Source organism: Novosphingobium soli (genome assembly GCF_042432915.1).
Taxonomy (GTDB): domain Bacteria; phylum Pseudomonadota; class Alphaproteobacteria; order Sphingomonadales; family Sphingomonadaceae; genus Novosphingobium; species Novosphingobium soli.
This window is the reverse complement of the sequence record NZ_JBHLWK010000027.1, coordinates 71,430-84,826: the sequence shown is the minus strand read 5'-3', so window position 1 is coordinate 84,826 and position 13,397 is coordinate 71,430. Positions and strand designations below refer to the sequence as shown.

Sequence of the window (13,397 nt, the reverse complement as noted above, 5' to 3'; positions counted from 1 at the left end):
ACTCGATGCCGTTTGGGTGGGGGCCGTCCACCTCATCACGATAGCGCTCCTGTCGACGCATCGGCCATCCCGACACGTGTGATGGTTGGAGACGCTGGTTGGTCATGCGAAGGACATGGCCAACTTATGCGCGACAGGGCGAACCGTGATCAGCTCGCTCAGTCGTTTTTCGCGACGGACTACAAATATTCCTCGCCGCTGAGCATGGCAAGGGCCGGCCAACTTACGCCGCTACAAGCCCTGCGCCAGAACGGCTGCTCCCGCCAACAAACGGCCGTTCGACCTTTCGCTCTGGAACGGCAGGAATGTCCCAAGCGCCCGTATCCGGCTCCCCACCGGAACGGGCGCCGTCGGGTTCAAGTCGCGGCTTTTCCGGCGAGTGCAAGAGCGCACGATCAGGCTCGGGCTCAGTTTCGAACGCAATCCTTCCCGCTGTCCGCACGGCTTCGACGCGAGCCGCCGTCTTCAAAAAACGATTGAAATGCCTCTTGCCGACGACTGCGACCAGATCACAGGCACTCGCACACGATACTGATAGACGCGCCCCGTCGCCATAAGCCCGCCGGACCTCTGTGTGACACCTCTGTGCTACAGTTCCGATGCTGATTTCTCTTATGATTCGATGAACTTAGCCCCTTTTCGGGAACTCTGCTGTGCGACGGTCGTGTGCTACAGTCTGGGCGCGACGATCCCTGGAACGGTTGTTTTTCAACGATTTGAGGGAAGGTGGTGCCGCTTACGTGACTCGAACACGTGACCCCATCATTACGAATGATGTGCTCTACCAACTGAGCTAAAGCGGCGCGCCTCGGGGGCAGGCGGGGCGTTTACATGGGGAGGGCGCGGTGTGCAATTGCCTTTTTTGGCTTTCTCCGTGGAGGGCTGCCGGGGCGATCATCCGCCCAGGATGCGGCGGTAGAGCGCGAGGTATTCGTCAGCCATGCGCTCGACCGAGAAGCGGGCAGCGACCGTGGCGGAGATCGCGCTGCGGTCCAGTCCGGCTGCGGCGGGCACGGCGTCGGCGGCTTCCTGCACGGTGTCGACCAGAAAGCCGGTGCGCCCCGGCTCGATGAGTTCCGGCATCGAGCCGCGGCGCATCGCGATCACCGGGGTGCCGCAGGCCATCGCCTCGACGACGGAGAGGCCGAACGGCTCGTCGAAGTTGATGAGGTGGAGCAGCGCCCGCGCCTGCTGCAGCGCACGCACGCGCGCCGCCCCGCCGACCGGGCCGTGGTGGATGATCCATTCGCCGTCGAGGTGCGGCACGACCTCGCGCTGGTAGTAGCCTTCGTCCTGCACCAGCCCGTAAAGCTGCAGGCGGCGACCGGTCATGCGCGCGACTTCGATCGCCTCGCGCGTGCCCTTGTCCGGGTGGATGCGGCCGAAGTAGAGCAGGTCCTCGCTCCCGGCCGGGTTGAGCGGAAAGTCGGCTGCCACGATGCCGTGGTGGATCGTGGCGGCATAGCGCAAGTCCGGGTGCCGGTCCGATTCGCTGATCGCGACATAGTGGACCCGATCCTCGAACGGCTTGTACATCGGCAGGATGCGCTCCGACGAGAAGCCGTGGATGGTCGTGACCATCGGCGTATCGACCAGCCGGGCGAAGGCGTGCGCGGGGAAGTCGGCCTGGTTGTGGATGAGGTCGAACCGATCGGCCTGCGCGAAAAGATGGGCGAGGTGGCGGTACTCCCACACCTTGGCGTCGATCGAGGGGTCCTCGCTATAGGACGCCGGCGCCACCCCATCGAGCAGGCCCGCGGTCACGCTGTCGAGCGTGGCGAAGAGCGTCACGTCGACGCCGCGGGCGACGAGCGCCTCGGTGAGCAGGCTGGTGACGAGTTCCCAGGGTCCGTAGTGGCGCGGCGGGGTGCGCCAGGCGATCGGCGCGAGCATGGCGATGCGCATGGTTCAGCGCGCCTCCTGCATCAGGATCAGCCCTTCGTCGGGCGCGAGCGCACCGTCGAAGGCCTTCCGGCCATGGGTGGAGAGCAGCGGCTCGAAGCGAGCCGGATCGCCGGGCAGCTGGAGCGGGCGGGCCTCGGAGGCGAGGTTGAGCGCCACCAGCAGGCGCTCGTCGCCGCAGCGCCGCTCGTACTGCAGCACGTCGGGCGCGGATGGGAGCAGCACGAAGTCTCCCCGGCTGAGCGCGGCGTGGCTCCGGCGCAGGGCCAGCAGGCGGCGGTGGAGGCTGAGCATCGAGTGCGGATCGGCGGCCTGCGTGGCCACGTTGCGCGTGGCCCAGTCGGCGTTGAGCGGCAGCCAGGGCTCCCCCGTGCTGAAGCCCGCCTGGGGGCCGCCATCCCACGGCATCGGCGTGCGGGCGGCGTCGCGGCCGAGGCCAAGCCCCGGCTGGCGCAGGTCCTGCGGGTCGCGCACGCGCTCCGGCGGGATGGCGACCCGCCCGATGCCGAGCTCGTCCCCCTGGTAGATCGTGGGTGTGCCGCGCAGCGTCAGCAGCAGCATCGCCGCCACCCGCGCCTGCGCCTCGCCCAGCTTGCCGGCGACGCGCGGGAAGTCGTGGCTGCCGAGCACCCAGTTGGGCCAGCCGCCGGGCGGCAGCGCGGCTTCGTAGTCGCCGATGATCCGGGCCAGCGCCGCGGCGTTCCAGGGCGCGTCGAGCAGGTGGAAGTTGAAGGGAAGATGGACGCCCGGGCTATCGGGGGTGCCGTAGTAGGTCACCAGCCGGTCGAGCGGCAGCACGATCTCGCCCACCAGCAGCCGCTCGCCGTAACGATCGGCCAGCGTGCGAAAGGCGTTGGCGATGTCGTGCACCTCGGGCTGGTCGGTGGAGTGCTGCTGGAGCACCTTCAGCTTCTCGCCCATGCCGGCGCGATAGTCCGGGTTGGGCGGGTTGTCGGGCAGCCCCTCGGCCTTGACGCAGTGCCACAGCACGTCGATGCGGAAACCGTCGACGCCGCGGTCGAACCAGAAACGCAACACGTCCATCATCGCGGCGCGCACTTCGGGATTGCGCCAGTTGAGGTCGGCCTGTTCCTTGAGGAAGGCGTGCATGTAGTACTGGCCGGTGGCGGGATCGAGCTCCCAGGCCGACCCGCCCATGTCGCTGGTCCAGTTGTTGGGTGGTCCGCCATCCGGAGCCGGATCGCGCCAGATGTACCAGTCGCGCTTGGGATTGTCGCGCGAGGAGCGGCTCTCGACGAACCAGGGGTGCTGCGTCGAGCTGTGGTTGGGCACGAAGTCCAGCAGCACTTTCAGCCCGCGCGCATGCGCGTCCGCCAGCAGTGCATCGAACGCGGCCAGATCGCCGAACATCGCCTCCACGCCGCAGTAGTCGGCGACGTCGTAGCCGAAATCGGCCATCGGCGAGGGGAAGATGGGCGAGAGCCAGATGGCGTCCACGCCCAGCTCGACGACGTGGTCGAGCCGGCGGCGGATCCCCTCGAGGTCGCCGATGCCGTCGCCGTCGCTGTCCTGGAACGAACGCGGGTAGATCTGGTAGATCACCCCGCTCTCCCACCATGGCCGTCCGCCATGCCCTGCCGATACGTCACCCATGGGCGCCTGAACGCGCGTGGGGGGGAAAGGTTCTGCCGCGCGGCCCCGGCATGAGTTTCGCGCCGGGCTTTGCACACAATGCCGCAGACGCGGAAACCAAATGGCCCTCTCGCGCGATGTCCCAGGATCATGGACGCGACGACGACGATCGATGCGCAGACCGCTCCGCCCGACCCGCGGCGTCGGCAGCGCGTGCTGCGCATCGTGCGCAACGTGCTGCTGGGGATCGTCGGTGTCCTCTTCGCGATCTGGCTGGTGCTGTTCGTCACCAAGGGCCGCTTCCTCAAGCATCCCTTCGAAAGCATCGCGAGTTCGCTGGCCGGGCGCAGCGTCAAGGTGGCGGGCGACTTCCAGCTCTACTTCGCGCCGCTGCGGATCAAGTTCCTGGCAGAGGGGCTGGACGTCGCCAACCCGCAGTGGGCCGGCCGGCCCAGCCTCTTCGCGGCGCAGCGGGTGGAGGCGCGGATCGCCCCGCTCTCGCTGCTGTTCGGCCGCCGCCACGTCTATTCGCTCGACCTCGCGAACGGCAACGTCGACCTGGAGTGGGACGCGCAGCACAAGCGCAACACCTGGACCTTCGGCAGCGGCGAAGGCGGCGAGCCCTTCGAGTTCCCGCGCATCGACCGCGCCACCGTCTCGGGCACGCGCATCCGCTACGTCGATCCGCAAATGCCGCTGCTGGCGAACCTGCTGGTCGACCCGATCGTCTCGCGCGATGCGAAGATCGGACAGGCGGTGTCGGTGCGCGGCGACGGGCGGTTCCGCGAGACCCCGTTCCGGTTGAGCGCCCGCCTGCTCTCGCCCGACGCGACGGTGAACCGCGGCGAGAACCGGCTGGAGGCACGCGCCTGGGCGGCCCACAGCGTGCTCGACGTGGCCGGCACCCTTCCCGCCATGACCGAGATCGAAGGCGTGCCGCTGCGCGTCGCCGCGCAAGGCCGCGATCTTTCGGAACTGCTGGAGATCATCGACGTCGCCATTCCGCAGACCCGCCGCTACGCGCTCAAGGCGCAGATGGTGAAGGACGGGGAGAGCTGGCGCTTCACCGGCATGAACGGCACCTTCGGCCAGTCCGACCTCGCCGGACGTTTCACCATCACCAACGCGGAGCGCCTGCGCATCGACGCGGCGCTGACCACCCGCCGGCTCGACATCGTCGATGCCGCGCCGTTCATCGGCTACAACCCGGACATCGTCGAGGCCAAGGGTGCCGTCGCCGCGGCTGCCGCGACCGGCGCCGGCGCGCAGCGGGTGATTCCCGACGCGGAACTGCCCGTCGAATCCATGCAGCGCTTCGATGCCGCTCTCGACTGGAAGATCGGCGTGATCCGTTCGCGCAACGTGCCGGTCTCCGACATCAAGATGAAGCTTTCGCTCGAGCGCGGCCGGCTGGCGCTGTCGCCGCTGACCTTCTCGATGGCGCGCGGCGACGTGGCCTCCGACTTCATCTTCGACACGCGCCAGCGCCCGTCGGCGATCAGCTACGACGTCCGCCTCGCCTCGACCCCGATGGGGCGCCTGCTCGCCGGCTACGGCGTGGCCGAATCCGGAACCACGGGCACGATCCGCGGGCGCATCAAGCTGGAGGGACGGGGCGACACGATCCACGATTCGCTCGCCAGCTCCTCGGGCCGGATCGCCTTCGTCATGCCCAAGGGCGCGCTCTGGACCCAGAACGTCCAGCTCGCCGAACTGGACCTCGGCACGTTCGCCTACAAGATGTTCCAGGGCAAGCTGAAGAAGCCGGTCGAGATCAACTGCGGCCTGATCGCTTTCACGGTGCGCGGCGGTCTGGCGGCGACCGATCCGATCCTGATCGACACCGACAAGAACGTGATCACCGGCCGCGGCGGCTTCAGCTTCGACACCGAGGCGGTCGACCTCGCCTTCCGCGCCGACGGCAAGAAGTTCAGCCTGTTCTCCGGCCAGTCGCCCGTCAGCATCGAAGGCCGCTTCGCAGATCCCTCGCTGCAGGTCATCAGCCCCGAGCTGCTGGGCCGCGCCGGCGCCGGGCTCGGCCTTGCCCTGGTGGCGTCCCCGGTGGCCGGCATCTTCGCCTTCGTCGACGTCGGGGATGCCAAGTCGGCCGCCTGCGGGCCGGTCCTGTCCGCCGCGCGCGCCACCGCGCAGCGCACCACCAAGGGCAAGCCGCGCGACGACGTCGGCAAGGGGCAGGTCAAGAAGATCGACTGAGCCCGGATCGGGGCGCCGGATCGGGGCCCGGATCGGAGCGCCGGATCGGAGCGCCCGTCCCGCTCAGGCGGGCGGCTTGCGCGCGATCACCAGCTGGGACACGCCGAAGCGCCGGATGACCGGCGTTCCCTCCAGCATCATGCTCAACCCGCGGGCCTGCTTGGCGAAGCGATGGATCAGGCGCGCCTTGCCGTTGCTGATGTTCTCGAAGGTCTGCCAGACGTAGTCGTGCCTGACGAGGACGAAGCCCGCCTCCCGGGTGATCCGCTCGAGCTGCCAGGGCCAGTAGTTGCGGCACCAGAACGAGACCAGCCTGGTGCTGAGCGCGATGGGAAGCCAGGGCAGCAAGGGAAACCGGAGTCCACCCACGTGGCGGCGGGAACGCTTCTCGAGGAAGCCGTGTGTCTCGATCGGGTAGAAGCGGTTCGGCGTGAAGTTGAAGAACGTGCCCCCGGGCTTCAGGACGCGGAGCGCTTCGCGCAGGGCGTTCTCCTCACCGGGAACGTGCTCCAGCACTTCGTTCATGATGACGACGTCGAAGGTGTCGTCGGCGAAGGCGAGGTTCTCCGCGTCGCCCCAGACGACCCTGCCGTCTCCCGGGTGCGCGTCCTGCCAGGCCGCGAGCTTGTCCGCCTGATACTCGATGCCGCAGGCTTGCGCCCCGAGGTCGCACAGAGCCAAGACGAAGCTTCCCGTGCCGCAGCCGATGTCCAGCACCTTGCGATCCTGGATCTCCACCGCCCCGGCTATGATGGCGACGCGCTTTCGCAAGTTGACGGGTGCGGCCGTGTCGCTGCCACCGACGCAGATCCGGTCCATCCTGCCGCGCTCCCCCAAGATCACACCCCCGTGCAATCCACTCCATAATGGTGCGGAAACAGCACAGCAACTTATCTCTACTTGAAGTGAGGCGGCCAGTTCATCTTGCTTTGGGACGTTTATGACAACTTTATGACGCTTGACTTCTGTGACGGCTGGCTCGGGCTCCATTTGGGCGGCGCGCCAATAGGCGGCCGCCATACGTGGTGCGGGGTGCGTGGGGCGGGGTGCGGCGTGCGTCTCGACGGAGGCCAGCCCTGGAACGCCGATCGGAATGGGATATGCGGCCCGGCCGGAAGCCTCGGACAGCCGCCGGCGCGGCGTGGTGGGCGGTGAGGGGCTCGAACCCCCGACCCTCTCGGTGTAAACGAGATGCTCTACCAACTGAGCTAACCGCCCGGCGCCCCGGATACCGCGCCAAATACGCCATTTTCTGCCCCCGTCAACAGCGGCTTTCGCGGAACAAAACGGGCTCCGAGAGAACGTTTCGGGACCACGAGTCCCGACATAGTCCCGACCAGATTTGGTACAGCAGGCTGTTCTGGCCAGCGTGCAGAGCCGAAGTCCATCAATGCCGGGCCAGCCATTCATATCGTGGGGGGTGCCGGAAAAAGTGCAACATGTGCAACATCGGCGGAAATCCGCCATTTCTGACGCAACCTTTGAGGCAACATCGTGGCAACCAGATTGCATTCTGAAAATGCAACATTCGGATGCTGAAAAAGCTAGGATTTCTGCGGGTGTTGCACTTCTTCATGCCGGAAGTGGCGTTTGGTTGCACCCAATGTGCAACATAGAAAACCATTTTAGATCAGTACGATAGGCAGGGAAACGCTGGGGTGGTTGCGCATGTTGCGTTTTTCCGGCCCCTCCCCCTGTGCGCACAGGGCTTTTTCGCGGAAATCTCGTGCTCTACCGCCGGTCAATTTTGGTGCTCCAGCTGCATCAGAACGCATCACGCAACGGCACCTTTCAGGACGTGATCGGCCTAGGGTGTGAGCCGCCTTGGCCGCGATGGTGCCACTGCATCAAAACTGACACGAAAAGCGCGCGGGCGAGGCGGGGGGAAAAGCGCGTTGCGAGGGGCTGCAGCGCGGGGGCTTGGGGGCTTGCGGCTGAGGAGGCCCGAGGATCGAGGCGCATGCCGCGGAACGGCCTTGCCCAATCGTTCTCCTATTGTTCTATACAGGCGATGCGATTCGGACGCCTTACACTCCTCGCGTTGCGCGTGATCGAAGACGCGATTGCCCGCTCCGAGGGTGGCGGCGTTGAGCGGACGTGGGGAGATCGTCTCGCGCTGGAGATCCTGATCCATGCCGAAGTCGCCGAGGCTTGGCAGGCCAGGGAGTTCTGGAATGCGCTCGCTTGGCAATCTGATGTGCCGGGCTATGAGGTGAACGCCTGTACCGTCCAACGTGCTACGCTCTTCGCGTCTCTCAACAGCTGGTGCGAGCGGCTCGGTCGCCGGCCGATTGACCCTGTCGAACTCCGTAGGATCGCTCGCCCTTACCTGCCAGACCTTGATTGCGAGTGCGGAACTCCGCAACTTCCTTGCATGTGCAATAGATACAAACCCGGTGAACGCGAGATGATCAGGTCGATCTTCGATGCTCGCCTGTACCGCGAGATCAATGAGGGCCCGCCCATTGTGCATCCCAAAGAGCCCGGATGGGTAGTGCGCCTCCTGAATGGCGAAAGGGTGCTCGACCAGATGACCTGGGGTTTTCCGGTCTACTTGCGCGGAAAGGCCGGTCAGCCGCTCAAGCCCCGGCCCGTCAACAATGCCCGGTTCGACAAGATTGACGGATTCTGGAAGCGATGGGCGGCCGATCGGGCCCAGCGCTGCCTCATCCCGGCGGTCGCCTACGCAGAAGCCGAAGGCCGCCCCGGCGCGATGACCACGACCTGGCTATCGGTGAAGGATGCGCCGCTGTTCGCCTGGGCGGGTCTGTGGCGCGAGACTGACGAATGGGACGCCTGTTACACGGGCGTGATGACCGAGAACGCCCCCGAGTTGTACGCGGTTCATGATCGCTCTCCTGTGATCCTTGCGCCCGAAGATTGGAACGCTTGGCTGACGGAGCCGCTCGACGCCCTCCTGCGTTTCGACCGCCCTTGGCCTGCGAAGGCCACGGTGGTGAGCCGTACGCCAGTGCTCTGGAAAGATGGTGGCCGGATGCTCGAGTGAGCGCTTGCACGCTCATTATCATTTGTTAAGGCGCGTCTCGCAAGATTTGTGATCTCGGAGCGGAAATCCCCATGCTGACCTTTGTCACCTTGCGACAAGCTACTGTATCGGAGGTGCAGCAGGCACTACGTGAGTGCCCCTTCGCAGGATGGCCGCACGATGAAGATGAACTTCTTACGTTCTTCAACATCATGCTCAACAAGGTAATGATCGACGCGGAGACTCGCGAAGTTATCTCACGATCCGAAATCAACTGATGGTGTTTTCTAGGCCGCGTGGACAACTTCCGTGTCGACCGGAATGACCGAAATGGGTGGGAAGCGGAAAGTCCGGTTTCTGAGGCTCTTGGATGAAAGCTGCCGCGACAATCAGCGCTCCCAATGCTGCAACTTGGTGACTGCTTGATCGTACAGGCTGGCTAACGAAGCTATTTGGTCATCACGAAGATGAATGGTGATTACGAGATCGTCATGCGGAAGTGGTGCCGTACATAGCCCCTGCCCGTCGCCGTCAGCCATGGCGAAACAGCTGACCAAAGCCGCCATGGGCCGCCCGTGCGCTTCCGTTGGAAGGTTGTAAGTCCATAATCCTCCATCACTCACCTTGCGGAGTGGGATGCCTCTCCATGAAATAACAGGGACAGCACATATAGTTGCATTGATCCGCGCTTGCGTTCCCTCAGCACGCGCGCACATTTGCTCCTTGCTCGCTACGGCGATCAGGTTCTGATTAGGTAAGCTGCCCGCCGGATTAAGAATGAAGGAAAACCCGTCACGCGGATTACTCGGCGGCAGGAAAAATGGTCTATCCCGCTCCGCAATGTCATTGGCCTTAGGAATGTCAAACACATGCTCGCCCAACTTCCGCTCAGTCGATGCTGAACAGGCGGAGAATAAAGCGGTGATTATCAACCAACCCGGAACGAAGCGCTTATCCATGATGAGACGTTAAGGATGCGGGCGAATGTCGGCAATCAGGGATTGCAAATGCCTGTCGTAACAGCCGCCATGGGGTGTCTCCGGCCAGGCTGCATTTCTTCCCGGGCGGCGAGCACCGTACGGACGGCTATAGAGCGCAGCCTCGCCGCCGAAATGGCAAAAAAGGGTGGTTAGCTGCCGTTTCCGGCGGGTTCTGTCATGCCGTCCAGTCCATTCAGCGCGCCGTTGAAGTAAGGTCCGTCGCGGCCCTTTTTGGGGTCGCTGTCGATCGATAAAACGCGCCTGACACGGAAGCTGCCATAGTAGCTGTCCCCGTCAGAGGCGGCAATGTAGTATCGAATATTTGGGAGCAGCTTCTTGGCCGGAATGGACGCCGTAGCCGAACGCGGCGTCGCGCCATATATCAACGGGAAGTCGCTGCGGCAGTCGGACAGTTGCAGCGGACCTTCGAAGCGCCACATTAACTCACCGGCTTCACTCTTGACTTCCAAGTAGTTTAGGCAGCCGGAGCTGTGCTCATTTGCAGAGAACGCGACTTTACCGCCGACGAAGCCGACATCCATGGGGTATGAATAACTGCAACCTGCCAGCAAGAGGGGGGCCATGGCACTCAAGCCATAGCGGAGGTGGCGATAGATTGATGTTGGGGTACGGCTCACCACCCTACTCTAGCAGCAGAGGGAATGTCGGCAATGGGGCGAAACCGGACGTCCCAACTTGTCCACGCCGCCTAACCTGCTTGCCGGCGGAAATGGTTAGCCCCCGGCCAACGATCGCACTCGGAAGCGCACGGCCTCTCGCCCCAGCAGATCGTTGATCTCCAAGAACACTGACTGCAGCGGCTCGATCTCGAGTTCGAAGAAGGCGTCGGTCGCCTTCGTTACGTCGCCGAAGCCTCCCGCATTGGCCGGCACGATACCGAGCAGCTGGGGCGGCACGCGGTGCGCGGCCAGCACGTCGTCGCGCGTCGTGTTCTTGATCCCCAGGAACTCGTCCTTGGCACCCACCTCGGCGATCGGCAGGATCTTGATCCCGTTCTCCTTGCCATCGGCGGCATGCACGAACAGGTTGCGGAAGTTGCCCGGCCCCTTCGACCGCTTCAGTGCGTCGCGCATCGCGTCCACGTCGCCATCGTCGAACTGCCCGGTGGCGTAGAGGATGTACCCCGCATGGCTCCCGTTCTCGTAGTAGCGGCGCCGGAACAGCGTCGCGTTCTCATTCAGCAGCGCGGACTGCAGCGCAGAGAGGTATTCGGGAAGGCCGTAGATCTCCTGGTTGATATCGGGAGCCATGATCTGGTGGACGGTCCCCGCCTCGAACTCCACTTCGCTCCGGTGGCCGGGCACCCACCAGAAGCTGCCCCCGCCCAGGCCGCGCCGGGTGTACTTCGCCAGGACATGATCGAGACGCATCAGGTCGCCCAGGCGGCTGCGGACCTCCTGCACGTAGGCATTCCCGAGGACGAGGTAGTCCTGCACCATGGCGGCGAAGTCGCGCCGGCTGATCAGCGATGCCGGGTCGAGGCTGGCGGCCAGCATGTTGCGCTTCAGGATGATGGCGCTCGAGTGATGGGGCGAGGCTCGGAACGAGCGCGATAGGCCATCGAGCGAGATCGGCGGCTCGTACCAGCGCTGGTTGTGCCAGCACTCCAGCATGTCGAGCATGGTGGCCCGGCTGTTGACCGGTTCGGGATCCCCGAAGGTGAAAGCCTCGATCGACTTCCTCCGATTGTCGTTCGCCACTACGATCGCGCCGCCCGCCGCGACGGCGCTCTCCTGACGGCTCATCCTGCCGGCTCGGCCCCGGCTGCGATTGGGCTTGCTCATTCGATAATCTCCATCGTGCCCTTGGGCTTTTCCTTGCCGTCCAGCGGCTCGTTCATGAGGATGTGCATCGTCGCCCAGGCGAGATCGGCATGGCCGTCCTCGCCGCCCCGCCCGGCCTTGAAGGTGACGTTGCGGCCGCTGGTGGTCAGCGTCTTCTTGATCGACACGAAGGCCGAGACGAGATCGAGGTAGCTGCTGTCGAACGCCAGGCGTCCCCGCCGGATGACGTTCTGCGCCTTCATGATCATCCCCGTCTTTACCTCCAGCGAGTATTCGATCTTGGCAACGGAACAGCCGGGAATCGCGCCAGGCTTGGCCAGCAGCTGATAGACGCCGGCGCCGACACCCTGCGCGTCCACACCCAGATAGGTGCAGTTGTAGCGGCTCAGGACTGCGATGATGAACTCGGCCTGCTGCTGGAAGTCGAGGCCGCGCAGCTGGTGGCGTTCAAGGATGCGAAACTGTCCGCCCTCGACCAGCGGCGGCGCGGCGATGACCAGCGCGGCGTTGTCGCCGTTTTCGCTCGATTGCGGGTCATAGCCTGCCCAGACGCTGCGGTTGCCATAGGGGCGCGCGGCCTCGATGTTGAAGTCCGCCCACTCGACCAGGCTGTCGCAGCCGCAGGCGATCATGTCGTTGAACTTGAACGCCGACATGCTGTCGTCGACGAAGTCGCACATGAACAGGTTGGCGAACTCGTCGGGCGCGTACTCGTCGCGCAGTTCGTCGATGTCGAACAGGTCGCAGCCGCCGGCTTGCGCATCCTCGATATTGACGATGTGGCGCCAGATCCGATCCGGTCCGACGCTGCCCTTTTCGGAAAGGGCCGCGTGGCTGACGTCGATCTCGATCCGGTCTTCCTTCTTGCGCCGGCGGTTGCGCCGCTCGCCGGTCCAGTACGGATACGCCGGGTGCGCGATGCTCGAAGGCGTCGAGAAGTAGGTTTTCCGCCACTTCTTGTGCGTCGCCATGCCCGAGGCGACCTTGTTCAACTCCTCGAACGAGTGGACCCAGAAGAACTCGTCGAAGTAGAAGTTGCCGTGGCGGCCCTGCGCGGTGCGAAAGTTCGTGCCCAGGAAGTGCAGTTCGGCCGCCGCCTCTTCCTCCGGCCGTAGATCCGACGTGATCAGCATCGGATCGCCGGTCAGTGTCACGCCCACCAGCTTGGCGAAGCTGACGATGTAGGACCGGAACTGGTGGGCCTGCGCCTTGGAGGCGGACAGGAAGATCTGGTTGCGGCCCGTCTCGATCGCGTCGATCAGGGCCTCGAACGCGAAGTAGTAGGTCGCGCCTATCTGGCGCGACTTCAGGATCATGCGGGTGCGCTGGCTCAGCGCATTCCACCAGGTCAGCTGATAGTCGTAGCAGCCCTCAAGGAAGATGCGCTTGAGCTCGGCCGCCTGTTCGGTGGTGAAGTGGTTCTTCTTCGCCTTCTTCCGCGGCCCGGCGTTTCGGTTGCCGACCTTCTCGTTCAGATCGCCGGCATGGCCACCAGGCTGCTCGTAGCGCCGGACCCGCGCCAGGCTCTCGATCTGCCGGGATAGAGCTTCCATCTCCACCAGATCGCCGCTGGTCTTCCTCTCCTTGGCGATGAGCGTGAGCAGGCGGATCTCCAGCCCGTCCTCGATCTTCTGGATCGATGGCGCATCATCCCACTTGTCGCGCTGCTTCCAAGCCGCGATCGTCGCGCGCGGGATCGGCCCGCCGGTGTCGCCCTTGACGCCGTGCAACTCGAACTCGTCGGCGATCTGCGTGACGCCCCACCCGCGCCAGTACAGGCTGCGCGCATGGCGCCGTGGATCGAACTGCCAGGTGGTCGCGGGCGCGCCGGGCTGGGGAAGGAATGGGCCGGTCATGGCCTGACCATGGCGCGCGCTTTTCCCGCCGATCACCGCCGTCCATTTCGCTGAACGCTAA

10 protein-coding genes and 2 tRNA genes are annotated in these 13,397 nt (G+C 64.8%); 3 read left to right on the top strand and 9 right to left on the bottom strand.

The window, feature by feature from the left end; translation table 11 throughout:
* Window positions 1-727 precede the first annotated feature (727 nt).
* The 3 genes from ACFFJC_RS19550 to ACFFJC_RS19540 all read right to left on the bottom strand — a co-directional run bounded on the left by ACFFJC_RS19550 (window position 728) and on the right by ACFFJC_RS19540 (window position 3,516).
* Window positions 728-803: transfer RNA gene (locus ACFFJC_RS19550), tRNA-Thr, on the bottom strand.
* A gap of 91 nt (window positions 804-894) precedes the next feature.
* Window positions 895-1,905, bottom strand: a complete 1,011-nt coding sequence (locus ACFFJC_RS19545; protein ID WP_379489072.1) for a glycosyltransferase family 4 protein — start codon at window positions 1,903-1,905, stop codon at window positions 895-897.
* Between the two features lie 3 nt (window positions 1,906-1,908).
* Window positions 1,909-3,516 (bottom strand): alpha-amylase family glycosyl hydrolase, encoded by a 1,608-nt coding sequence (locus ACFFJC_RS19540; RefSeq protein WP_379489071.1) that lies wholly within the window; start codon window positions 3,514-3,516, stop codon window positions 1,909-1,911.
* 129 nt (window positions 3,517-3,645) lie between these two features.
* Here ACFFJC_RS19540 and ACFFJC_RS19535 point away from each other — a divergent pair, with 129 nt between their 5' ends.
* Window positions 3,646-5,709, top strand: coding sequence for an AsmA family protein (locus ACFFJC_RS19535; RefSeq protein ID WP_379489070.1), 2,064 nt, complete (start codon window positions 3,646-3,648; stop codon window positions 5,707-5,709).
* Window positions 5,710-5,772: 63 nt separating this feature from the next.
* Here the strand turns inward: ACFFJC_RS19535 and ACFFJC_RS19530 are convergent, their stop codons facing one another.
* Together ACFFJC_RS19530 and ACFFJC_RS19525 are read right to left on the bottom strand one after the other, a co-directional pair.
* Window positions 5,773-6,528 (bottom strand): class I SAM-dependent methyltransferase, encoded by a 756-nt coding sequence (locus tag ACFFJC_RS19530; protein ID WP_379489069.1) that lies wholly within the window; start codon window positions 6,526-6,528, stop codon window positions 5,773-5,775.
* Between the two features lie 323 nt (window positions 6,529-6,851).
* A tRNA-Val gene (locus ACFFJC_RS19525) sits at window positions 6,852-6,927 on the bottom strand.
* Window positions 6,928-7,756: 829 nt separating this feature from the next.
* Between ACFFJC_RS19525 and ACFFJC_RS19520 the strand changes: the two genes are divergently transcribed.
* Complete coding sequence (locus ACFFJC_RS19520) at window positions 7,757-8,716, top strand: SOS response-associated peptidase (RefSeq protein ID WP_379489068.1); 960 nt, start codon at window positions 7,757-7,759, stop codon at window positions 8,714-8,716.
* Between the two features lie 71 nt (window positions 8,717-8,787).
* Window positions 8,788-8,973, top strand: a complete 186-nt coding sequence (locus ACFFJC_RS19515; protein ID WP_379489067.1) for a hypothetical protein — start codon at window positions 8,788-8,790, stop codon at window positions 8,971-8,973.
* A gap of 111 nt (window positions 8,974-9,084) precedes the next feature.
* On the opposite strand, the gene ACFFJC_RS19510 is transcribed toward ACFFJC_RS19515, so the two are convergent.
* The 4 genes from ACFFJC_RS19510 to ACFFJC_RS19495 form a co-directional block, all read right to left on the bottom strand.
* Complete coding sequence (locus ACFFJC_RS19510) at window positions 9,085-9,654, bottom strand: hypothetical protein (RefSeq protein WP_379489066.1); 570 nt, start codon at window positions 9,652-9,654, stop codon at window positions 9,085-9,087.
* Between the two features lie 170 nt (window positions 9,655-9,824).
* On the bottom strand, window positions 9,825-10,217 hold the full coding sequence (locus ACFFJC_RS19505) for a hypothetical protein (protein ID WP_379489065.1): 393 nt from the start codon (window positions 10,215-10,217) through the stop codon (window positions 9,825-9,827).
* 192 nt (window positions 10,218-10,409) lie between these two features.
* Window positions 10,410-11,480: a phage portal protein gene (locus ACFFJC_RS19500; protein WP_379489064.1), complete on the bottom strand. Its 1,071-nt coding sequence runs from the start codon at window positions 11,478-11,480 to the stop codon at window positions 10,410-10,412.
* Window positions 11,477-13,336 (bottom strand): terminase large subunit domain-containing protein, encoded by a 1,860-nt coding sequence (locus tag ACFFJC_RS19495; RefSeq protein WP_379489063.1) that lies wholly within the window; start codon window positions 13,334-13,336, stop codon window positions 11,477-11,479. Before ACFFJC_RS19495 ends, ACFFJC_RS19500 begins: the two co-directional genes overlap by 4 nt.
* Window positions 13,337-13,397 lie beyond the last annotated feature (61 nt).

Bases quoted from the DNA above. Each gene is read 5' to 3' on its own strand.
- ACFFJC_RS19510 (WP_379489066.1), bottom strand. From the start codon at position 9,654: ATGGATAAGCGCTTCGTTCCGGGTTGGTTGATAATCACCGCTTTATTC.
- ACFFJC_RS19505 (WP_379489065.1), bottom strand. From the start codon at position 10,217: ATGGATGTCGGCTTCGTCGGCGGTAAAGTCGCGTTCTCTGCAAATGAG.
- ACFFJC_RS19545 (WP_379489072.1), bottom strand. From the start codon at position 1,905: ATGCGCATCGCCATGCTCGCGCCGATCGCCTGGCGCACCCCGCCGCGC.
- ACFFJC_RS19535 (WP_379489070.1), top strand. From the start codon at position 3,646: ATGGACGCGACGACGACGATCGATGCGCAGACCGCTCCGCCCGACCCG.
- ACFFJC_RS19515 (WP_379489067.1), top strand. From the start codon at position 8,788: ATGCTGACCTTTGTCACCTTGCGACAAGCTACTGTATCGGAGGTGCAG.
- ACFFJC_RS19530 (WP_379489069.1), bottom strand. From the start codon at position 6,528: ATGGACCGGATCTGCGTCGGTGGCAGCGACACGGCCGCACCCGTCAAC.
- ACFFJC_RS19540 (WP_379489071.1), bottom strand. From the start codon at position 3,516: ATGGGTGACGTATCGGCAGGGCATGGCGGACGGCCATGGTGGGAGAGC.
- ACFFJC_RS19495 (WP_379489063.1), bottom strand. From the start codon at position 13,336: ATGACCGGCCCATTCCTTCCCCAGCCCGGCGCGCCCGCGACCACCTGG.
- ACFFJC_RS19500 (WP_379489064.1), bottom strand. From the start codon at position 11,480: ATGAGCAAGCCCAATCGCAGCCGGGGCCGAGCCGGCAGGATGAGCCGT.